Annotated in this window: 24 protein-coding genes; 12 read left to right on the top strand and 12 right to left on the bottom strand. The window is 64.5% G+C overall.

The window, feature by feature from the left end; all coding sequences use genetic code 11:
• Window positions 1-236 precede the first annotated feature (236 nt).
• Window positions 237-1298 carry a ribonucleotide-diphosphate reductase subunit beta gene (locus ASD76_RS14965; protein WP_055924841.1) on the bottom strand — a complete coding sequence of 354 codons (1062 nt, stop codon included), beginning with the start codon at window positions 1296-1298 and terminating at the stop codon, window positions 237-239.
• Between the two features lie 256 nt (window positions 1299-1554).
• Between ASD76_RS14965 and ASD76_RS14960 the strand changes: the two genes are divergently transcribed.
• Window positions 1555-1842, top strand: coding sequence for a hypothetical protein (locus ASD76_RS14960; protein ID WP_055924839.1), 288 nt, complete (start codon window positions 1555-1557; stop codon window positions 1840-1842).
• A 3-nt stretch (window positions 1843-1845) separates the two neighbouring features.
• A complete protein-coding gene (locus ASD76_RS14955; RefSeq protein ID WP_055924836.1) occupies window positions 1846-2112 on the top strand; it encodes a hypothetical protein in 267 nt (88 codons plus the stop codon).
• Here the strand turns inward: ASD76_RS14955 and ASD76_RS14950 are convergent, their stop codons facing one another.
• Window positions 2113-2415: a hypothetical protein gene (locus ASD76_RS14950; RefSeq protein ID WP_055924834.1), complete on the bottom strand. Its 303-nt coding sequence runs from the start codon at window positions 2413-2415 to the stop codon at window positions 2113-2115.
• Between the two features lie 51 nt (window positions 2416-2466).
• Window positions 2467-2763, bottom strand: coding sequence for a hypothetical protein (locus tag ASD76_RS14945; RefSeq protein ID WP_055924831.1), 297 nt, complete (start codon window positions 2761-2763; stop codon window positions 2467-2469).
• A gap of 92 nt (window positions 2764-2855) precedes the next feature.
• Here ASD76_RS14945 and ASD76_RS14940 point away from each other — a divergent pair, with 92 nt between their 5' ends.
• Window positions 2856-3113: a DUF2171 domain-containing protein gene (locus ASD76_RS14940; protein WP_055924829.1), complete on the top strand. Its 258-nt coding sequence runs from the start codon at window positions 2856-2858 to the stop codon at window positions 3111-3113.
• A gap of 19 nt (window positions 3114-3132) precedes the next feature.
• Here the strand turns inward: ASD76_RS14940 and ASD76_RS14935 are convergent, their stop codons facing one another.
• Both ASD76_RS14935 and ASD76_RS14930 read right to left on the bottom strand, forming a co-directional pair.
• Window positions 3133-3432 carry a hypothetical protein gene (locus ASD76_RS14935; RefSeq protein WP_055924824.1) on the bottom strand — a complete coding sequence of 100 codons (300 nt, stop codon included), beginning with the start codon at window positions 3430-3432 and terminating at the stop codon, window positions 3133-3135.
• Window positions 3429-5357: a ribonucleoside-diphosphate reductase subunit alpha gene (locus ASD76_RS14930; protein ID WP_414826696.1), complete on the bottom strand. Its 1929-nt coding sequence runs from the start codon at window positions 5355-5357 to the stop codon at window positions 3429-3431. The genes ASD76_RS14935 and ASD76_RS14930 overlap by 4 nt, the downstream gene beginning before the upstream one ends.
• A gap of 630 nt (window positions 5358-5987) precedes the next feature.
• Here ASD76_RS14930 and ASD76_RS14925 point away from each other — a divergent pair.
• The 3 genes from ASD76_RS14925 (at window position 5988) to ASD76_RS14915 (ending at window position 8310) form a co-directional block, all read left to right on the top strand.
• Window positions 5988-6332, top strand: coding sequence for an iron chaperone (locus ASD76_RS14925; RefSeq protein ID WP_055924819.1), 345 nt, complete (start codon window positions 5988-5990; stop codon window positions 6330-6332).
• 19 nt (window positions 6333-6351) lie between these two features.
• Entirely contained in the window at window positions 6352-7044 is a 693-nt protein-coding gene (locus tag ASD76_RS14920) for a protein-L-isoaspartate(D-aspartate) O-methyltransferase (protein WP_235506780.1), read from the top strand.
• Between the two features lie 90 nt (window positions 7045-7134).
• Window positions 7135-8310, top strand: a complete 1176-nt coding sequence (locus ASD76_RS14915; RefSeq protein ID WP_156457751.1) for a peptidase S41 — start codon at window positions 7135-7137, stop codon at window positions 8308-8310.
• A gap of 17 nt (window positions 8311-8327) precedes the next feature.
• Here ASD76_RS14915 and nadB read toward each other — a convergent pair whose 3' ends face one another.
• The 3 genes from nadB to ASD76_RS14900 form a co-directional block, all read right to left on the bottom strand.
• Window positions 8328-9902 carry an L-aspartate oxidase gene (nadB, locus tag ASD76_RS14910; RefSeq protein ID WP_055924810.1) on the bottom strand — a complete coding sequence of 525 codons (1575 nt, stop codon included), beginning with the start codon at window positions 9900-9902 and terminating at the stop codon, window positions 8328-8330.
• A 96-nt stretch (window positions 9903-9998) separates the two neighbouring features.
• Window positions 9999-11024, bottom strand: a complete 1026-nt coding sequence (locus tag ASD76_RS14905) for a methyltransferase (protein WP_055924807.1) — start codon at window positions 11022-11024, stop codon at window positions 9999-10001.
• A 63-nt stretch (window positions 11025-11087) separates the two neighbouring features.
• A complete protein-coding gene (locus ASD76_RS14900; protein WP_055924805.1) occupies window positions 11088-12029 on the bottom strand; it encodes an ABC transporter ATP-binding protein in 942 nt (313 codons plus the stop codon).
• 187 nt (window positions 12030-12216) lie between these two features.
• Here ASD76_RS14900 and ASD76_RS14895 point away from each other — a divergent pair, with 187 nt between their 5' ends.
• From ASD76_RS14895 to ASD76_RS14875, 5 genes are read left to right on the top strand one after another with little or no spacing between them, the layout of a single operon-like run.
• Window positions 12217-12774, top strand: coding sequence for a DUF4402 domain-containing protein (locus ASD76_RS14895; protein WP_055924802.1), 558 nt, complete (start codon window positions 12217-12219; stop codon window positions 12772-12774).
• 55 nt (window positions 12775-12829) lie between these two features.
• Window positions 12830-13360 (top strand): DUF4402 domain-containing protein, encoded by a 531-nt coding sequence (locus tag ASD76_RS14890; protein WP_162249678.1) that lies wholly within the window; start codon window positions 12830-12832, stop codon window positions 13358-13360.
• Window positions 13361-13418: 58 nt separating this feature from the next.
• A complete protein-coding gene (locus tag ASD76_RS14885; protein ID WP_055924795.1) occupies window positions 13419-13691 on the top strand; it encodes a zinc-finger domain-containing protein in 273 nt (90 codons plus the stop codon).
• A 47-nt stretch (window positions 13692-13738) separates the two neighbouring features.
• The gene (locus ASD76_RS14880; protein WP_235506778.1) at window positions 13739-14161 is read left to right on the top strand and encodes a hypothetical protein; all 423 of its coding nucleotides are present in this window, start codon (window positions 13739-13741) and stop codon (window positions 14159-14161) included.
• Window positions 14162-14165: 4 nt separating this feature from the next.
• The gene (locus ASD76_RS14875) at window positions 14166-14720 is read left to right on the top strand and encodes a DUF924 family protein (RefSeq protein ID WP_055924788.1); all 555 of its coding nucleotides are present in this window, start codon (window positions 14166-14168) and stop codon (window positions 14718-14720) included.
• A gap of 7 nt (window positions 14721-14727) precedes the next feature.
• Here ASD76_RS14875 and ASD76_RS14870 read toward each other — a convergent pair whose 3' ends face one another.
• From ASD76_RS14870 to guaA, 3 genes are all read right to left on the bottom strand, one after another.
• Window positions 14728-15039 (bottom strand): GNAT family N-acetyltransferase, encoded by a 312-nt coding sequence (locus ASD76_RS14870; RefSeq protein ID WP_055924785.1) that lies wholly within the window; start codon window positions 15037-15039, stop codon window positions 14728-14730.
• Between the two features lie 109 nt (window positions 15040-15148).
• Complete coding sequence (locus ASD76_RS14865; protein ID WP_055924783.1) at window positions 15149-16678, bottom strand: thioredoxin family protein; 1530 nt, start codon at window positions 16676-16678, stop codon at window positions 15149-15151.
• Between the two features lie 54 nt (window positions 16679-16732).
• Window positions 16733-18307, bottom strand: coding sequence for a glutamine-hydrolyzing GMP synthase (guaA, locus tag ASD76_RS14860; protein ID WP_055924780.1), 1575 nt, complete (start codon window positions 18305-18307; stop codon window positions 16733-16735).
• A gap of 229 nt (window positions 18308-18536) precedes the next feature.
• Here guaA and ASD76_RS18485 point away from each other — a divergent pair, with 229 nt between their 5' ends.
• On the top strand, window positions 18537-18848 hold the full coding sequence (locus tag ASD76_RS18485; protein ID WP_055924777.1) for a UrcA family protein: 312 nt from the start codon (window positions 18537-18539) through the stop codon (window positions 18846-18848).
• 202 nt (window positions 18849-19050) lie between these two features.
• On the opposite strand, the gene ASD76_RS14850 is transcribed toward ASD76_RS18485, so the two are convergent.
• Entirely contained in the window at window positions 19051-20472 is a 1422-nt protein-coding gene (locus ASD76_RS14850; RefSeq protein ID WP_055924774.1) for a M20/M25/M40 family metallo-hydrolase, read from the bottom strand.
• Between the last annotated feature and the right edge of the window lie 8 nt (window positions 20473-20480).

Genomic DNA, 20480 nt, shown 5'->3' with positions numbered 1-20480 from the left:
CCGACCGCTTACAAAATCGGCGAACGCCGTGTTTAGCTGTTCGGCTATGGTGGCAACCGAATTGCCTTGATGCGATTGACATGCGTTCCGACTCCATAGCTCGAACTCAGACGTCCAAAAGAGTCTCCTGGCGCGAGTATCACGGGGGCCTAGGCGCACCGCAACATGTCCAACCAGCCCCCCTAGGACGAGATTAGATAGTCGCGGTGACATACATGTCAACCGTTAGCAGATTCTTACTCCGCCGCCTGCACCCCCGGCGTCTCGCCAAACAACCCCGGCTCGCTAACCTCGCCCACCTCGTTCGCGGCGACATTCTTCGCCTTGTGGCGGTTGTCGAAGCTCGACCACACGTCGTTCCAGTTCCCGCGGGTCGCGGCCTTCGAATACTCGGTCGCGCGGGTTTCGAAGAAGTTGGCGTGCTCCACGCCGTTGAGCAGCGGGGCGAGCCAGGGGAGCGGGTGGTCGTCGACCATGTAGATCGACGGCAGGCCCAGCTGGCCGAGGCGCCAGTCGGCGATGTAGCGGATGTACTTCTTGATCTCTTTCGCCGTCATGCCGGGCACCGGGCCCTGCTCGAACGCGAGGTCGATGAAGGCATCTTCCAGCCGCACGGTCTTCTGGCAGGCGTCGATGATGTCTTCCTTGACCGCCTTTGTCAGGCAGCCGCGTTCGGCGCAGAAGGCGTGGAACAGGCGGGTGATGCCTTCGCAGTGCAGGCTCTCGTCACGCACCGACCAGCTGACGATCTGGCCCATGCCCTTCATCTTGTTGAAGCGCGGGAAGTTCATCAGCATGGCGAAGCTGGCGAACAGCTGCAGCCCTTCGGTGAAGCCGCCGAACATGGCCAGGGTGCGGGCAATGTCCTGGTCGTTGTCGACGCCGAATTCCTGCAGGTAATCGTGCTTGGCCTTCATCTCCTCGTATTCGAGGAACATGCCGTATTCGCTTTCCGGCATGCCGATCGTGTCGAGCAGGTGGCTGTAGGCCGCGATGTGCACCGTCTCCATGTTGGAGAAGGCGGCCAGCATCATCTTGACCTCGGTCGGCTTGAACACGCGGCCGTATTTCTCGTGGTAGCAGTCCTGCACCTCGACGTCGGCCTGGGTGAAGAAGCGGAAGATCTGCGTCAGCAGGTTACGCTCGTGATCCGAGAGCTTTTGCGCCCAGTCGCGGCAGTCTTCGCCCAGCGGCACTTCCTCCGGCATCCAGTGGATCTGCTGCTGGCGCTTCCAGAACTCGTAAGCCCAGGGGTATTCAAAGGGCTTGTAGGTCTTGCGTGCTTCGAGCAGCGACATCTTGTGGTCTCCGTTGGCCGATCGGCGAACCTCCTACATAGGGAATCATGGCACCGATTCGATAGCAAGGGACAAAATTAGAGCCGGGGATAACCGGTTGATTTCGGTGCGCCGCCGGCAATCCCAATCCATCCCCGGCACTTGCCCGGTCGAGCTTGCCCAACAGCAAGTTTGGAACCCACCACCTCTCCACCGCATTGGTCCTTTGCCAGCCGATCTATTCGGGCGGTAGCGCTTGCAAGGAGGCAAGCGGGCGATGTGGACCTTACACAAGCAACAACAGCAACGTGGCGTGCAGCTCCGCGCGCGCAAATCCGGAGAGGCTCCGGCCATAGCGGTCAAGGATCGTGAGGCGCAGGATCACGAGCAGGCCGGTGTGGGCGCACCGGGCGCGACCTATCCGGCGAGCCCGATCGAGCGCGGCGGCGACAATGTCCCGACCGCGCCGGGACCGTCCGACCGGGACGCCAAGGCCACGCTCTCCGGGCGCACGAAGGAAGACAGGGCGGAGTTCGACGCTCTGCCGCTTCCCGAAGGAAAGTGAGCGATGAGCCAGGACAGGCGGCGCGAGTCCCGTAAGGTGCCTCAAGATCGGCATCGCGCGCCCGGCGAAGTGCCCCTTGCTCCGCAGCAACAGCAGGCCGGCGAGGCCGAGCTCTACCAGGACGAACGCGGCGGGGAGATCGAGGCGACCGTGGCGGTCGAACAGCAGCAGCAACAAAGCTCCGCTACGCAACGTCGACAGGCCGCGGCGCAGGACGACGACATGCCCTCTGCGCCCAACGATCCGGGGCGCTACGACCGCAACGACTGACTAGCGGGCGAAGTTCTTGAAGCGGCGCTGGACCTCGAGAATGATCAGCAGCGGCGTCGACCACAGCCAGGTCATCAACGACGATTCGACCCAGCCGCGCCCTTCGGGGAGGCGGATCGAACATTGGTAGACGTCGAGGAAGTCCTTCGGCTGGCAAGCCGAGGGCCAATAGGCCCGCGAGAACAGCAGGAAGCCGAGTGCGAACCAGCCTGCCTGGGCCAGATAGAGCGCAAAATAACGACTCATGCCGAGTTCGGCATAACCGTGATGATGCGGGAGCTTCCTGATCTTCTTCGCGGTCATGCCCACAGCATGGCCCCGGAATGGTTGAAAATTCGCTAAAAGACCTCGGCCTCAGGAGCCGCCTCTGCGGGCTTTCGAGCTGAAGTGCGTTCCCCCGCCGAGCACGGTGATGCCGAGGAAGAAGCCGAAGTCATACCACCCGCCGTTGTTGGGCACCGAGTAGACCGCGATCTTCGGATCGAACAGCGAGCCGATCCACGCGAACGGGAAGACGAACCCGTGCCACAGACCCCATAGGAAACCGGGCGTTTCCGCGGTGTGCTGGACCGTTTCCGGAACCTGCCGCGCGCAGGCCGCGAGCAGGAGGAGAAGGCTGGTTATGGCAACGACGCGGATAGTACTGGCCATTGTCTTTCCTCTCGTTTCCGTGGATTCGTAGCGGGCCTGAACCCTTTCGCGAACTCGAACGTTTCCTCGATCTATCCAGCAGGAGAGTACCCATGGCCGACGCAAGTGCAATCAGGGAACACATGGAGGTTATCGGCGCCGACGGAGCGCATGTCGGCACGGTCGACAAGGTCGACGGCGACCGCATCAAGCTGACTCGCCAGCAAGGCGCTGTCGAAGGCCACGATGGGCCGCATGATGGGCATCACCATTATGTGTCGATTGGCCTGGTGGCGGATGTCGAGGGCGACCAGGTGCGGCTGAGTGCGACCGGCGCGAATGCGGTGACGTTCGAGGAAGAGGGGGACTGAGTCCCCTGGATGAAGCCAGCTAGCCGACCCAGGGATCGCTGATCAGTCCACTCTTAACGGCCGCGAATACGGCGACCAGCACCGCTCCATTAGCGGCAAAGAACGCCAGCGTGACCGCAAAGAAACGGCGTGCCACGGCCATCGCTGAATCGTGCCACGGGCCTTTTAGGCCCGTGGCCGTATTCATCCAATCAACAGTCTGAACCAGCTTTGCAGCGATAAACGGACCGAATACCAATCCAAAGACCAGAAGCCACAATCCCAGCCCCAGCTGTTCAGCTGCACTCGATTTGACGAATATCCCCACAATGGACTTCACTGACAGGCCAGGCATTCCTCATAGTCGGTCTGCGCCGCGGTCAGTTCGTACTTGGGCGCATCGGCGGTGTTGTCCGCCTCCACCCCGCCGGCGAAGCCCGCGCGCTGCACGCTCTTGCTGCGGAGGTAGTAGAGCGACTTGATGCCCTTCTCCCACGCCTGGAAGTGCAGCATCATCAGGTCCCACTTGTCGACGTCGGCCGGGATGAACAGGTTGAGACTCTGCGCCTGGTCGATGAACGGCGAGCGGTCGGCCGCGAATTCGAGCAGCCAGCGCTGGTCGATCTCGAAGCTGGTCTTGTAGGCGGCCTTTTCCTCCACCGACAGGAAGTCGAGGTGCTGGACCGATCCGCCCTTCTCGAGGATCGAGTTCCACACGTTGGTGGAATCCTTGCTCTTCGCCTGCAGCAGCTTTTCGAGGTACGGGTTCTTGACCACGAAGCTGCCCGAGAGCGTCTTGTGGGTGTAGATGTTGGCCGGGATCGGCTCGATGCAGGCGCTGGTGCCGCCGCAGATGATGCTGATCGACGCGGTCGGCGCGATTGCCATCTTGCAGCTGAAGCGCTCCATCACGCCCTGCTCGGCCGCGTCGGGGCAAGCGCCGCGCTCTTCGGCGAGGACCATCGAGGCCTCGTTGGCCTTGGCCGAGATGTGCTTGAACATCTTCAAGTTCCACACCTTGGCCATCGGGCTTTCGAAGCCGATGCCCTTGGACTGCAGGAACGAGTGGAAGCCCATCACGCCCATGCCGACGCTGCGTTCGCGCATGGCCGAATACTTGGCCCGCGCCATCGCCGGCGGGGCGCGGTCGATATAGTCCTGCAGCACGTTGTCGAGGAAGCGCATGACGTCCTCGACGAAAGTCTTGTCGTCCTTCCACTCATCCCAGGTTTCGAGGTTGAGCGAGCTCAGGCAGCAAACCGCGGTGCGATCGTTGCCGAGATGGTCACGGCCCGTCGGCAGGGTGATTTCCGAACACAGGTTCGAAGTCGAGACCTTGAGGCCGAGTTCGCGGTGATGCTTGGGCATCATCCGGTTCACGGTGTCGGAGAAGACGATGTAGGGCTCGCCGGTAGCCAGGCGGGTTTCGACCAGCTTCTGGAACAGGCTGCGCGCATCGACCGTGGCGCGGACCGAGCCGTCCTTCGGGCTGGTCAGCTGCCATTCGGAACCCGAACGCACCGCTTCCATGAAAGCGTCGGAAATCAGCACGCCGTGGTGCAGGTTGAGCGCCTTGCGGTTGAAGTCGCCCGAAGGTTTGCGGATCTCGAGGAACTCCTCGATCTCCGGATGGCTGACGTCGAGGTAGCAGGCGGCCGAACCGCGGCGCAGCGAACCCTGCGAGATCGCCAGCGTGAGGCTGTCCATCACGCGCACGAACGGAATGATGCCGCTGGTCTTGCCGTTGAGGCCGACCGGCTCGCCGATCCCGCGGACGTTGCCCCAGTAAGTGCCGATGCCGCCGCCGCGGCTGGCAAGCCAGACGTTCTCGTTCCAGGTGTTGACGATGCCTTCGAGGCTATCGTCGACCGAGTTGAGGTAGCAGCTGATCGGCAAGCCGCGCCCCGTGCCGCCGTTCGACAGCACCGGAGTGGCGGGCATGAACCACAGCCGCGAGATGTAGTCGTAAAGCCGCTGGGCGTGCGCCTCGTCATCTGCGTAGCAATCGGCCACGCGAGCGAAGAGGTCCTGGTAGTTTTCGCCGGGCAGCAGGTAACGGTCGGTCAGGGTGTCCTTGCCGAACTCGGTCAACAGGGCATCGCGCGACGTGTCGGTGACGACGTTGAACCGGCGCGGGTTGACCGACTTGGAATCGCCTTCCGAGTTGTTTCCAAGCACCTTGGCCGCTTCGGCCACGGCACCGGCCATCGCCGCCGCGGCTGCGTCGGCTACCAGTTCGTCAGTTCCTGCGTCCTTGCGATCCATGTGTACCGCCTTGGCCTGAGCCTTGCTGGCCTTGTCGCCATCGACCGGGCCGTCCAATTCCAGCGTGGCCGAATTGCCGTTGTCGCCAAGACCCATCGCCGCGTCGTCCCCGTTCCGAAATTCCATGCTCTGCAGCCCCCTGGCAAATGTCCGACAATCCCGGCCCCAAGCGTTCCGCGAACGCTCGAAGCCCTACCGATGTTCCGCATGTGTTCGAATCGGTGGTTAGCCCCCAACCTATCAATTCGCATGCGGCGGCAGGGAAAAACTTATCCCCCGACCTGTCCCCGGTTGGGGTTGCGAAAGGGTCCCGGAACACTCCGAATCCGAAACTCGCCGACGCTTTGCAGCGCGTTTCGGATATCTAGGTATTGTGGGTACCCTACACAACCCAACCACAATCCATAGTGAATCGAACCGGATTCCCACGCAAGAGGGTTAAATCCGAATGAAGCCAGTGGCATGGCCAAAAACGCCGCCGTGTTAGCTGTGCAATACAGCGCGACGCGCGGTCAAAGCGGCACTGGTGCGTGGCGCAAGATGCAAAATGACTCTGTCGAAAAAAAACTGTGCGTTGCGCGGGATTGAATCATTAGAATCCGCCAGCGCATCTTTGTAGCAGAACGGCATATGAAAACGCACGAGGATTACCTGGCGACTTGCCCGCCCGACTCGCGAGCCCGCATCGAAGCAGTTCGCGCCGAGGCCGAACGGCGCGTGCCGGGGACCGAGCGATGCATCGCCTACAAGATGCCCGCGCTGCGCCGGGGGAAGGTGTTCTTCTACGTCGCCGCGTTCAAGAAACACCTCGGCATCTACCCGCCGGTGAAGGCCCCCGCAGAGCTGGTCGAGGAACTGGCGCCCTGGCGCGGGCCCAAGGGCAACCTCGCCTTCCCGCTCTCCGAGCCCTTGCCGCTCGACCTGATCGGCCGCGTAGCCGAAGCGCTGGCAGAGCAATACGCAAAACCGGCGTAACGACAGGAACGAGTCCGGCGTGACGCGTTCCTTCCCTATGAAGCCTCTGACCGAAGAGCACCTGGCCATCCTGCGCCGGCACATGGTCGAAATCGTCGAGATGCATTTCGACCTGGCGAGCGACGAGACCGATGGCCGCATGCTCAATCCCGAGCTCCGGTGCGCGCTGATGGCGGTGCCGCGCCACTTGTTCGTCCCAACTGCGATGATCCTCGCCTGCTACCAGGACAGTCCGGTGCCGATCGGCTTCGCCAAGACGCTGTCGCAACCCTTCATCGGCACCCTGATGCTCGACCTGCTGGAAGTGAGGCGCGGGATGCGGGTGCTCGAGGTCGGGACCGGCCTTGGCTACCAGGCCGCGGTCATGGCCGAGATCGGCGCCACGGTGTTCAGCGTGGAGGTGGTCGAGGAATTCGCCGAACTGGCCGAGGCCCGGTTCAACGCGCTCGGCTACGACGTGAAAGTCCGCGTGGGCGACGGTTCGCGCGGTTGGGCCGAACATGCGCCGTTCGACGCCATCCTAGTCACCGCCGCGGCGGCGAAACCGCCGCAGGACCTGGTCGACCAGTTGCAGCCCGGAGGCACCATGGTCCTGCCGCTGGGCGGAGAAGACGTGCAGCAACTGACGGTAATCGAGAAGGCGGCCGACGGCACGACCGAGGTCTATCCCGGGATGGCCGTACGCTTCACCCAACTGGAACTGGCCGGGTAGCTGCCAGGTCAACAGGCCAAAGGATACCTCCCAACTCGCCGGGCGCTTTTCCCTATCAATTGAAGGGATAGCTTTATGCTACCAGCGGGCATGATCTCCTTCCGGCTGTTCGCCTTGGCCTTCATCGCTCCGCTGCTGCTCGGCGCAAACGATCCACCCGCGCCTTCCGACTACCTGGCTGATGCCCGGTCGCTCGAAAGCCTGATCGACCGGAACTACGCCTATCTCGATCGTTTCGACGACCTGCGGGCGCCGATCAGCGAGCGCTTGCGGGCCGAGGCCGAGACCGTCCACGATCGCGCCACCCTGCTTCGCTACACCGAGCGCGTTCTAAGCGCGCTCGCCGATCATCATGCCACTACTGGAAGCTCGCTTGCGGATAGTTGGGGCCTGGTACCCAGCTACTCCGATCTGTGGGTTGAGCGGCGCGGAGCTGACTACGTCATCACCGCGGTGCGCGAAGGCTCCCTGGCACAGCAAGCGAACGTGGCGGTCGGCGATCGGCTGATCGCGGTCGAGGCGGTACCGACCGCGCTGGCTGTCGAGCAGTTTTGGACCGATCTCGGCCTTCCGGTAACGGCCGAGCGGGCCGATTACGCCGCGCGGGTCCTGGCCGCCGGCCGACGCAATGCGCCGCGAGACTTGACCCTGGCGCGCGGCAACTCTGCCCCGCGCCAACTGGTCCTGCCTAACCTCTACACGACACCACCTGCGGAGCGGTCGCCGCTGACCACCTCTGCCGAGGGCCGCAGTCTCGTCATCCGGTTCAACAATTCGCTCGGTGATAGTGCGACCGTTGAAGCGTTCGATGCGGCGATGGCCAAGGCGGGGCCGGGACAGCCGGTCGTGCTCGACCTGACCGACACGCCGAGCGGAGGCAATACCAGCGTCGCGCGCGGGATCATGGGTTGGTTCGTGACAAAGCCGACCAGTTACCAGCTGCACACCCTGCCGAGCGAGGAACGCGAAACCGGCTTAGCCCGCCAATGGCTGGAGCAGGTCCTGCCCCGGGCCGGTAAGTACCATCGCGGTCCAGTGGTGGTTCGCGTCGGCCGTTGGACCGGAAGCATGGGAGAAGGTCTGGCGGTCGGCTTCGACACAATCGGCGCGCGGGTCGAGGGTGGACCGATGGCCGGGCTACTGGGCGCAGTCTACGATTACACGCTCGAACAGTCCGGACTTACGTTCAAGTTGCCTAGTGAGCGGCTATACCATGTGAACGGCACGCCGCGGGAGAAGTACGTGCCGGCTTCGCCGAGGCGCTAGACCGCCTCGAACCGAAATCAGGGCACCAGCACCGTGTCTTTTGCCACAGGATCGGTCTGCGGATAGTCGAGCGTGTAGTGCAGCCCCCGGCTCTCGTGCCGCTTGAGCGCGCTCTGGACGATCAGGTCGGTGCACTGGAGCAGGTTGCGCAGCTCGATCAGGTCGGTCGTGACGCGGAAGTGGCCGTAGTAGTCGCCGACCTCATCGTTGAGCAGCTTGATCCGGTGCGCGGCGCGTTCCAGCCGCTTGGTGGTGCGGACGATGCCAACGTAGTTCCACATGAAGCGGCGGATCTCGGTCCAGTTCTGCTTGATGACCACTTCCTCATCGGAATCGGTCACGCGGCTTTCGTCCCACTCGCGGATCGGCGGCGGAGCGTCGAGATCGTCCCAGCACTTGAGGATGTCCTGCGCCGCCGCCTCGCCGAACACGAAGCATTCGAGCAGGCTGTTGGACGCGAGGCGGTTGGCGCCGTGCAGGCCGCTCTCGGTGCATTCGCCCGCCGCCCACAGGCCGGGCAGATCGGTCCGCGCGGCGAGGTCGATCAGCACGCCGCCGCAAGTGTAATGCTGCGCCGGGACGACCGGGATCGGCTGCTTGGTCATGTCGATTCCGAGCGCGAGCAGCTTCTCGTAGATCGTGGGGAAGTGCTCGATGACGAACTCGGCCGGCATGTGGCTGATGTCGAGATGCACGTAGTCGAGGCCGAAGCGCTTGATCTGTTCGTCGATCGCCCGCGCCACGATATCGCGCGGGGCCAGCTCGGCCCGCTCGTCGTAGTCGGGCATGAAGCGATGCCCGGTGAGCGGGTGCTTGAGCTGGCCGCCTTCGCCCCGCACCGCCTCGGTGATGAGGAAATTCTTGACGTCGAGGTTGTAGAGGCAGGTCGGGTGGAACTGCATCATCTCCATGTTGGAGACTCGGCAGCCCGCGCGCCAGGCCATGGCGATCCCGTCGCCTGTCGCGCCCCTGGGGGCGGTGGAGAACTGGTAGACCCGGCCCGCGCCGCCCGACGCCAGGATCGTCGCCCGAGCGGTGTAGGCCTCGACTTTCCCCGTCACGGGGTCGAGCGCATAGGCGCCCCACACGCGGCCCGATCCTGAATAGCGCTCCTCATGCCGTCCGGTGATGAGGTCGATGCAGCTCCTGTCGGGCAGCAGGGTGATGTTCGGATTTTCCTCGGCCGCCTTGAGCAGGGCCGCCTGAACCGCCCACCCAGTCGCGTCGTTCACATGGACGATGCGCCGATGCGAGTGGCCGCCCTCGCGCGTGAGGTGCAGGCCTGCGCCGTCGGAGTTGAACGGCACGCCCAGCTCCACCAGGCGCTCGATCGCCTCGGGCGCGTGCTCGATCACGAATTCCACCGTCTCGCGCCGATTGAGCCCGGCCCCGGCGACCATCGTGTCGCGGATGTGCTCCTCGAAAGTATCCCCGGCGTCGAGCACAGCGGCGATCCCGCCCTGCGCCCAGGCCGTCGAGCCGCTGGTCAGCGGTCCCTTGGCGAGCACCAGCACCTTGTGCCGTGTGGCCAGCGTCAGCGCCGCGGTCAGGCCGGCCGCGCCGGAGCCGATGATGAGAACGTCGTGGGTCATGGCCGCTCGTTGATAAGGCGGGGTTCTGTGATCGCAATTGGCGCGTTTGGGAAGGCGCTATCTCACACCGCAGCAGCGCCGCTCAGGCCGCCGGTTTCACGCCCGGACCGCTTCGACCACGCTCACGGAAGACGGAGTGGGCACCACCCGTGTCATGCGAAAACCGCTGGCGGCGAGCAGCGCCTCGTACTCGCTCGGCGTCCGCTCCCGCCCGCCGGGGGCGCAGAGCATCATCATGTCGAGCAGCTTGCCCGGGTGCGGTTCATCGCCTTCGGGCAGGACCATCTCCACGATCAGCACTTTGCCACCCGGCTTCATCGCCCGATGGCAATGACCAAGGATGGTGGCGCATTCCTGCTCGTCCCAGTCATGGATGATATGCGACATCAGGTAGGCGTCGTGGCCTTCGGGCACCCCTTCGAAGAAGCTGCCGCCCTGGACCGCGACCCGGTCCGCTACGCCGAACTTGCCGAGCAGCGCGGGCGCATCGGCCACCACGTGGGGCAGATCGTAAAGCACGCCCCTCACGCCCTCATGGCGGGAGAGGATATGGCCCAGCATGTTGCCCGAAGCGCCGCCGACATCGACCAGCGAGCCAATGCCGGAGAAGTCATAGGCCTGGGCGACGGCGGGAGGTTCGGTGCCGTGGATGCCGACCATGATCTCGCTGAACAGGCTCGGGAGGCCGGGCGTTTCCATGATGTGCTCGAACAAACCCTTGCCGTAGTGCTTCTCGAAGCCCGGCTCGCCGGTCTTGAGCGAATAGTCGAGGTTCTCCCAGGCAGGGCTGACCAGCTTGCCGATCAAGCCGATGATGGTCGAGCGGGCAAAGCCGGGCGCCCCGGTCTTGAGCGCTTCGCCCATGGGAGTGAGGGCATACCGGCGCGGTGCCACTTCGGTGAGAATGCCCATACCGGTGAGCGTGCGCAGGAAGCGGCGAAAGGTGGGCCCATGCAGGCCAAGCTCGCCGGCCAGTTCGTCGGCATCGCGCGGCCCTGCCGCGAATTGGTCCGCCAGGCCCATTTCCGCCGTCTGCCTGAGCACCTGGCTGGCCCAGTAGCCCCAGGCGATCTCCAGCAGCTTGACGACTTCGGGTGGCGTTTCGAGGTCACGGCTTGCCATTGCGAATCCCCTCCGCAGCGCGACCTGCGACTGGACTAGCGAGCACCGGGCAAATGCGAAAGCCTAGAGGGCGGCTGCGTTGCTCGTCAGCTGGACGAATACGTCCTCGAGGTCGGCCTCGCGCGTGGTTACGTCTTCGATCGCGTAGCCGTGCTGCTGGAGCAGCGCGAGGACCTGGCCGGCACTGCTCTTGTCGCGATTGTAAGTGATTTCGATCGTCCGCGGATCGACCACTTCCGCCTTGAGGAAGACCTGCTCCATCGGCGGCCCGGCGAGATCCTTGTCGACCGTGATGCGGACGATCTTTTCGCGGGCCATGTTGACCAGCTCGCGCGTGGGTTTGTTGGCGATCAGTTCGCCGTTGCCGATGATGGCAATGCGGTCGCACAGCTGTTCGGCTTCCTCGAGGTAGTGAGTGGTGAGCACCACGGTCACGCCTTCGGAGTTGAGCTCGCTGACCAGCTCCCACAACTGGCGCCGCAGTTCGACGTCGACGCCCGCGGTCGGCTCGTCGAGGACGAGGATCGGCGGCGAATGGACCATCGCCTTGGCGATCAGCAGCCGGCGCTTCATCCCGCCTGAAAGCGAGCGCGAATAGGCGTTGCGCTTGTCGGCAAGGTGCACGGCGCGCAGCAGTTCTTCCGAGCGGCGCAAGTGCTTGGCGACGCCGTACATGCCCGACTGGTTCTCCAGCACCTCGAACGGGGTGAAGAACGGATCGAACACGATCTCCTGCGGCACGATGCCGATGCACATCTTCGCGTTGCGGTGATCGCGATCGATGTCGTGGCCCCAGATGCGGATCGAGCCGCTGGTCTTCATCACCAGGCCGGCCATGATGTTGATCAGGGTGGACTTACCCGCGCCGTTCGGGCCGAGCAGGCCGAATATCCCGCCTTCGGGCACGTCGAAGCTGACGCCCTTCAACGCCAGCTTGGGCGGCGCTTCGCCTTGCGCGGCATATTCCTTGACGAGATCGCGGATTTCGATCGCTGCATCGGGCATTTGCGGCCCTTAGAGCCTGTCCCGTTGCGATGGAAGAGCGGCGACAGAACTGGCGGCAGAGACGATGGTTGCCGGCGATCGTTAACGCGGCGCTAACCATGTTTCGAGCGACAGCCTTCATGGCTTGGTGACTAGGCCGTTACCGATGGGGTTGGGGAAACTCACTAGGGGACGCCACGAAAGGCGAGTGGCAACGCTACGGCGAGCGGCCTGCGGGCTGTTGGCCGGGCTGGCGTTCGCCCTGCCGCTGCCGGCTCTCGCGCAGAGCGCCAGGACGACTGCTGACGCCCAGGCCACTCTGTTCCGCCCAGGCACGGTCATCAAGCTGGCAGACATGGACTTCGGCGATATCGCCAAGCCCGTCGCGCCCGGAACCGTCGTGATCCCCGCCACCAGTTCAGGCAACTGCACGACCACGGGCGGGATCGTTCACAGCGGGGCGTGCGAGTCAGCCTACTTCCGCGGCGACCTGGGCTTCCTCAATACGGTGATCGTCACCAGGCCCGTGGGCGGCCAGATTTTCCTGGCGGGACCGAGCGGCGCGACCATGCGGGTCAACAACTTCACGTTCGGAAGCGAGACCGGAATGTGGCTCACGAGCTCCACTTCCACGCAGCAACGCTATCTCGTGGTCGACTTCAGCGGCATCTTCACGTTCCGCATGGGCGGAACCCTGAACGTGGCGGCCAATCAGCGGGGGGGCGCCTACCAGGGCACCTACGCGATCGACATCAACTACAACTAGATGCTTCGGACCTGACGCTTCCGCGATGGTGAAGGGGATCTCCTACAGAGTTGGCTTGACCGCGCTAGCCTTGGCGGTCCCTCTTCCGGCACTCGCTCAGGCGAGCGGAAGTGCGACTGCGACGGCCGAAGCCGCGATCCTCGACCCCGGAACGGTGGTCAAAACCGCCGACATGAACTTCGGCCAAATCGCCAAGCCAGCGAGCGCGGGCACGGTCGTGCTCGTGCCGACCGCCTCCCCCGTTTGCAACGTCACCGGAGGCTTGGTTCGGACCGGCACCTGCCAGCCCGCCGAGTTCGCGGTGATGGGCCAGAAGCAGGGCCGCATCCGCATGCGCGAGCAGAACGGCGGGGTCATCACCCTGCTGGGGCCGAGCGGGGCGACGATGCAAGTGACGAACATCACCCTGAGCACCACCGACCTGACCCCGATCAACGGCGCCGGCGGATGGAATCTCGGTCGGCACGAGATCACCTCGAACAACGGGACGGCCAGGTTCCGGATCGGCGGAACGCTACACGTCAACGCCAACCAGCAGGGCGGCGCCTACAACGGCACCTTGCAGCTCGAGGTCAACTTCAACTGACCTTCCGCGCGACGCCGTGTCTTGCCGGGATTGCGGGACACAGCTAAGCGCGGCGGCGATGGAAAACGTCCCCGAAACGACTCTGGTCGATGCTCCGCGAGTATGGTGCGACGGCGCCGGCGACATTCGCGGCGGTGCCAACTATCGCGCGGCCGCCCTTGGCCACCCGCGCGTCTACCTGCAGATCGACGAGCACGGTTATGCCGATTGCGGTTATTGCGACCGCCGCTTCGTGCTGCGGGGCGGCCCGGCGGAACGCGGCATTCACGAGATCGCCGCGGGCGACCTGCCTGAATCCGACGAAGTGCCAGGCGGCTCGGTCAATCCCTAATCGTCGCAGCGCTTGACCGGTCAGGCGCGGTTCACCACATCGGTCGCATGATCTCACCAATAGGGAGATTGCAGATGAAGACCTTTGCCATGATCCTTGCCGGCACCGCGCTGGCACTGACAGGCGCGTCGGCTGTCTCAGCCCAGACGCGTCAGGAAAAGAACGAAGCCAGGCTGGCGAAGATGCTCGAGGGCCGGGTCGCTGGCGAGCCGACATCGTGCATCACGACCCTGCGCAGCAGCACCGACCTGAAGGTGATCGACTATGTCGGCATCGTCTACGACGCGGGCGACACGATCTGGGTCTCGCGGCCCAACAATCCCCGGTCGCTGACCTGGACCGACATTCCGATATTCGACCGCTTCGGCAGCCAGCTGTGCAAGCAGGATATTACCCGGACGATCGACCAGAACGGCCGCTTCACCGGCGTCGTGTTCATGGGCGACTTCGTTCCCTACCGGAAGGGCTGAACGCTTGGCCGCCGGGCGTACGCGCTGGGCGGCCGAACTGCTCCACTTCTGGTTTCACAAGCTAAGTCCACGAGACTGGTTCAGGCCGGATTCGCGGGTGGATCACGAACTCCGCAATCGATTCGAACGTGATCTCCAGTCGCTCGGCAGTCGGCCTGCGGGCGAATTCCTCACCGATCCGTACAGTGCGCTGGCCGCCGTCCTGCTGTTCGACCAGCTACCGCGCAATCTCTATCGGGGCACGTCCCAGGCCTTTGCCTACGATGGGCTCGCGCGAGCCATTTCCGAAGGCGCCCGCGCCCGTGGGTGGGACAAGGCCCTCTCCCGTGTGGAGCGCCAGTTCCTGTCGATGCCCTTGATGCATAGCGAGCAGATTGCCGATCAGCTCGAATGCCTTGAGGTGTTCGCCGCACTCGGCCGCCGTTATGGGATGCCGCACGCGCGCAGCCACTACCGCATGATCGCGCGCTTCGGTCGCTTCCCTCACCGCAACAAGGTGCTCGGGCGTCGGTCGACACCTGCCGAAACAAGGGCGGTGAAGTCCGGGTTTGCCTGGTGAGACGGGCCTAAAGCTCGCGCGCCAGCCGCACGCTCGTCCGCTGGTATCCCAGCCGTTCGTAGAAGCGGTGCGCGTCGGCACGCCGGACGTTGCTGGTAACCTCGACCATGTAGCAGCCCTGCTGCGCGAGCGCTTCCTCCGCAGCCCGCACCAGCGCCGCGCCGATGCCACGGCTGCGCACGGTCTCATCGACAACCATCATCGAGATACGGCCCACCGGCGCCGGGCGGTGAAGCACCCGCATGACTGAGGTGGTGAGACAACCAACCACCGCGCCGCCAAGCTCGGCGACCAGCACAACGCGCCCCTCGGCCTCCATGAGGCCGAGACGATCCGCGACCTCGTCCGCCGAAGCATCGAAGCCTAGCTGGCCGATCAGCCGCGCAAGGTCGACCGCGTCCCTCGCCTCGGCGACCCGGACGACCGGATCAGGCAGCTTTCGACCAGGAGTTGCACGCGGCGGCTTGAGCGCCCTGCCCGGCGCAGGCGGTGGCCATTTTCGTCCGCAGCTGCGTCAGGACGTCCGCGCCGTCGTGCGCCTCGCTCCATTCGCGCAACTTGTCGCCCCAGGCGGCAAGCTTGACGCGAGTGCGCTGGTAATAGCTGTCGGGGCTCTTGCTCAGCTCGGCGATCACCGCCTCGCCGCTTTTCACGACCGCCGCCTCGTCTTCGGGCGTCAGGCGCAGGACGGCGTTGGAATAGAGGATCGCCCACTGGACCCGCGTGGCCGGGCCTTGCGCGGCTTCGTAAGCCTTGCGCGCCCACTCTACCGCGGCGGCCTTGTTGCCCTCCTTCTCCGCGAAGTCGGACAGGCTGCTCATGTAGTAGTAGGGCTGGCTCGACCGTTCGAGTTCGGCAGTCAGCAACTTCTTGGCCCCGGCCCGGTCGCCGGCATCGAACAGCAGGTAGGCGGTGGAATCGATCACCGATTGGCGGCTGATCTTGTCGGTCGCGGTCTTGTCGGCCCAGGCCGCGCGTTCGCGCACCTTGGCGAGGAGGTCGGCCGGGATGGGACCGTTCGCGGAGGCCAGGTCGACATCGATGTTCAGCGCTTCGACCCGTTCGGTCAGCGACAACTTTTCGTTGGCAAAGATCGCATCACCGGCGGCAATCAGCTTGCCGGAGAGTTCGTCGCGCTTGGGCGATTTCGGCAGCGCGGACACCAGCGCTGGTGCGTCGTGGGTCAGTTCCTGGCGGTTGGCCATGATCTCGCTCTGGCTCGCGAGGATCGGCGTCAGGATCTCGCCAACGCGGGCCTGCTGCGCGGCCGTGAGCGCGACCTTTCCGTCATCGCCCTCCTCTGCCCCGACCGCCAGCGCCAGCAGCCCAAAGCGGCGCTGGAGCGCCGGTTCGGGCGCGGCGGCTGCCAACTGCCCGAGCAACTGCCCCGTCTTGGCGTCGTCGGCAAAATGCCGCGGATCGTTGCGCCAGTCGAACCCGGCGAGGATGCGCCAGTCGTCGGCACCGAGACTGGCCGTGTCGGTTTGCGCCTTCGCGAGCAGGTCTTCGATCGAGGTGGTCCGCCCAGCCGCGACTTGAAGCAATTCAGGCAGCTCGTTGGCCATCGTAGCGCTGGAGATACGGGTGATCTCGGTCCCGTCCGGGCGCAGCACGATCACCGTGGGATAACCGCTGATGCCAAACCTCTCGCCCCAGCGCTGGGCGTCTTTGGTGTCGCCGTCGAGGTAGACGGGCACGAAGTTCTGGGTCTCGGCAATGAAGTCCGGATCCTTGAACAGGGTCGCCTTCATCTGGTTGCACGGCGGGCACCAGACCGCACCCCAATAGAGGATGACAGGCTTGCCGCTCTCCTTGGCCTCGGCCAGCGCGTCGTCCACGTCGCCTTCGCGCCAGGCGATCTCGTGCGCCGAGGCGGAGGCAACGGGGGTGTCGGTTTGGCTGCAGCTCGCCAGCACAGGGACGAGCGCGAGCGCCAGGGCAGTGGCTGCGATCCGCATAGAGTTCCTTTCAGAGCCCGATTCTGGGGTGGCCTAGCGGCCGGCGCAAGCCCCTTACTCCCACTCGATCGTGCCTGGCGGCTTGCTCGTATAGTCGTAAACCACCCGGTTGATGCCCTTGACCTCGTTGACGATGCGCGTCGCCACGCGGCTCAGGAACTGGCCGTCGTAGGGATAGACATCGGCGGTCATGCCGTCGGTGCTGGTCACTGCGCGCAGGGCGCAGACGCTGTCGTAAGTGCGATAGTCGCCCATCACGCCGACGGTCTTGACCGGGAGCAATACCGCGAAGGCCTGCCAGATCGCGTCATAGAGCCCGGCGGCGCGGATTTCTTCGAGGTAGATCGCGTCGGCCTTGCGCAGGATGTCGCAGCGATCCTTGGTCACTTCGCCGGGGATGCGGATCGCCAGGCCGGGGCCGGGGAACGGATGACGGCCGACGAAAGCCTCGGGCAGGCCGAGCTCACGGCCGAGCGCGCGGACTTCGTCCTTGAACAGTTCGCGCAGCGGCTCGACCAGCTTCATGTTCATCCGCTCGGGCAGGCCACCGACGTTGTGGTGGCTCTTGATCGTGACCGAGGGGCCGCCGGTGAAGCTGACGCTCTCGATCACGTCGGGATAGAGCGTGCCCTGGGCGAGGAAGTCCGCCCCGCCGATCTTGCCCGCCTCTTCATCGAACACGTCGATGAAGGTCTTGCCGATGAACTTGCGCTTGGCTTCGGGGTCGGTGACACCCGCCAGGCCGCTCAGGAACATCTCCTCGACGTCGCGGTGGACGAGCGGAATGTTGTAAGTGTTGCGGAACAGGCTGACGACCTGCTCGGCCTCGCCCATGCGCATCAGGCCGTGGTCGACGAACACGCAAGTCAGCTGGTCGCCGATCGCCTCGTGGATCAGCACCGCAGCCACGGCACTGTCGACGCCGCCAGACAGGCCGCAGATGACCTTGCCGTCACCGACCTGGGCGCGGATTTCCTCGATCTTGGTCTTACGGAATTCGGCCATCGTCCAGTCGCCCGCGCAGCCGCAGACGTGGCGCACGAAATTGGCGATGAGCTTGCCCCCGTCGGGCGTGTGCACGACTTCGGGGTGGAACTGAGTGCCGTAATAGTTGCGGGCTTCGTCCGCGATCACCGCGAACGGCGCGCCGTCGCTGGTGGCGACGATGCGGAAACCTTCGGCGAAGCGTGTGACCTTGTCGCCATGGCTCATCCACACCTGGTGGCGTTCGCCGACCTTCCACAGCCCGTCGAACAGGGCGCAATCTTCGGTGACCGTCAGGAACGCGCGCCCAAACTCGCCGCCTTCGCCCGTCTCGTGCCCCGGACGGACTTCGCCGCCGAGCTGATGCGTCATGACTTGCTGGCCGTAGCAGATGCCCAGGATCGGCAAGCCGCTTTCGAACAGCGACATCGGAGCCCTTGGGCTCCCTTCCTCCGGCACGCCCGCAGGCGAACCCGACAGGATGATCCCTTTCGGCTTGAGCCGCGCGAAGGCCTCTTCGGCCATCGTGAAGGGTGCGATTTCCGAATAAACCCCCGCTTCGCGTACGCGGCGGGCGATCAATTGGGTCACCTGGCTGCCGAAATCGACGATCAGGATGGAATCGGGAAGGTGCTGGGCGTCCATGGCGGGCAGTTAGGTTCCTGCGCCCGCGATGTCTAGTTGGGCCTGTCCAGCCGGGCCACACTTCGCCCACCCCCCGTTACGCTATTATGAAAAACCGTGTTGCAAATTGCGCAACACCCCTTGCCTTCTTCGCATTTGCACATTTTCATGCTGCGGCGCACAAAGAGCTTGCAAGTCAAGACGTGGGGGCAAGCCGAGGAGGCAGCACCCCAATTCGAAGGAAACAGCCATGCGTAAGTCGATCGTTACCGTACTCGCCGCCCTGGCGACCTCCGCCGCCCTCGCCACCCCGGCCCTGGCCGCGGAAACCGAGGTTGTGGTGACTTATTCCGACCTCGATCTCACCGACGCCGCTGGCGCCGCCAAGCTGGAACAGCGCATCGACTCCGCCGCGGAGCAGGTCTGCGGCAAGCCGGACATTCGCGACATCAAGGGCATGGTTGCCTTTGAAACGTGCAAGACCGACGCCAAGTCCAGCGCGCTGGAACAAGTCTCGGTGCTTGAGCCCTACCAGAGCATGGCTCTCGCCAGCGTCTTTTGAACTTAACTGAACGGGTGGGCCGCGGACCCGTAATCCGCGGCTCATCCAACGGAGTTACCGATGATCACTTTCTTCAAGCGCGTGTTCAATGCCTACGTCTCCGGCGCTGGCACTTATCCTCTCCCGATGGTCTGGACCTTCTGACCTCAGGCTTGGACGCGTGTGGAACGGCCGCCTTCGGGCGGCCGTTTTCGTTTGGGGGTCAGCCCGCGTAGGCCTTGACCAGATCGTAGAGGTAGTCGCGACCCGTGAAGAGCGACTTCACCTCGATCCGCTCGTTTAGGCCGTGCGCGCCATTGCCGTCCGGATCGCCCCACATTCCGGCCACACCGTAGACCGGGATACCCACCGCGGCGAGATAGAGGCCGTCTGTCGCCCCGGTGGACATCGACGGGATGACCGGCACCCCGGGCCAATAACGCTGCGCCAGCCGCTCCATCGGGCCGATGATCGCCGGATCGAGCGCAGGTGACGCCGCCAGCGGCTTGTCGGTCCGCGCGGGGCGGATCGAGATCGTCTCGTCGCCAATCACTTGCGCCAGGACCTGCTGGGTCTGCGCCGGCGTATTGCCGGGGAAGATGCGGCAGTTGACGTTGGCCTCGACCCGCTGCGGCAAGGCATTGCGTGCATGGCCGCCATCCACCATCGTGGCAACGCATGTGGTCCGTAGCAGCGAGTGCAACTGCTTGTCCTGATTGACGATCGCCTCGGCCTCGCGGTCACCGGGATTGGCCGCGAGCCGTTCCGCCGCCTCGCCGATCGCGCCGGGCCGCAAGTAGCGACCCTTGGCAAACATCGCGCGGGTGGTGTCGTTGAACTGCATTGGGAATTCGTGGGCGCCAATCTTCTCCAGCGCCGCCGACATCCGGTAGATGGCGTTGTCCGGCACCGGCATCGAGCTATGCCCGCCGGGATTGGTCACGCTGAGGATGAAGTCCTGGTAGATCTTCTCGCCGACCTGGATGCCCTGGATCGCGATCTTGCCCTGCCCATCGGTCTTGCCGCCCCCGCCTTCGTTGAGCGCGAATTGGGCGTCGATCAGCTCCCGCCGGTTCTTCGCCAGCCAGTCGGCCCCATTGAAGGCGGTATCGGTCTCCTCGCCGCAGGTGAGCGCGATCTTGACCGTGCGCTTGGGCTTGTAGCCTTCCTCAGCGAAGCGGATCAGCAGGTCCGCCCAGATCGCCGACATCGCTTTGTCATCCACGGCGCCGCGTGCGTAGAAATAACCGTTCTCCTCGATGAGGGTGAACGGATCGCGCTCCCAGTCGGCGCGATTGGCCTCGACCACGTCGATATGGCCGAGCAGCAGGATCGGCTTGGCGCTGGACGATGTGCCAGGGAAAACAGCTACCAGCCCGCCTTCCTTGGGATGATCGGGAGCGCTGAACACGGTCACGTTCCCGTCGGGCAGGCCAGCTGCTTTCAACCGCGCTGCCAACCGCTGACCGGCTAGCGTGCAATCCCCGGCCGAGAGCGTCGTATTGGTCTCGATCAGCTCTTTGTAGAGATCGCGGAAGCGCTGCTGGTCAGGCCGCAAGGGCCCCATTGTCCCGGTAGGTACCTGCGCCATAGCCGACGAAGCCAGCATCGCGCCCAGGACAACCGCAGCAACCCGTTTTCTCATAGTCCATG

Origin of the sequence: Altererythrobacter sp. Root672 (assembly GCF_001427865.1) — a bacterium.
Taxonomy (GTDB): domain Bacteria; phylum Pseudomonadota; class Alphaproteobacteria; order Sphingomonadales; family Sphingomonadaceae; genus Croceibacterium_A.
The sequence above is the reverse complement of the archived record's forward strand: the minus strand, read 5'-3'. Positions and strand labels throughout refer to the sequence as shown.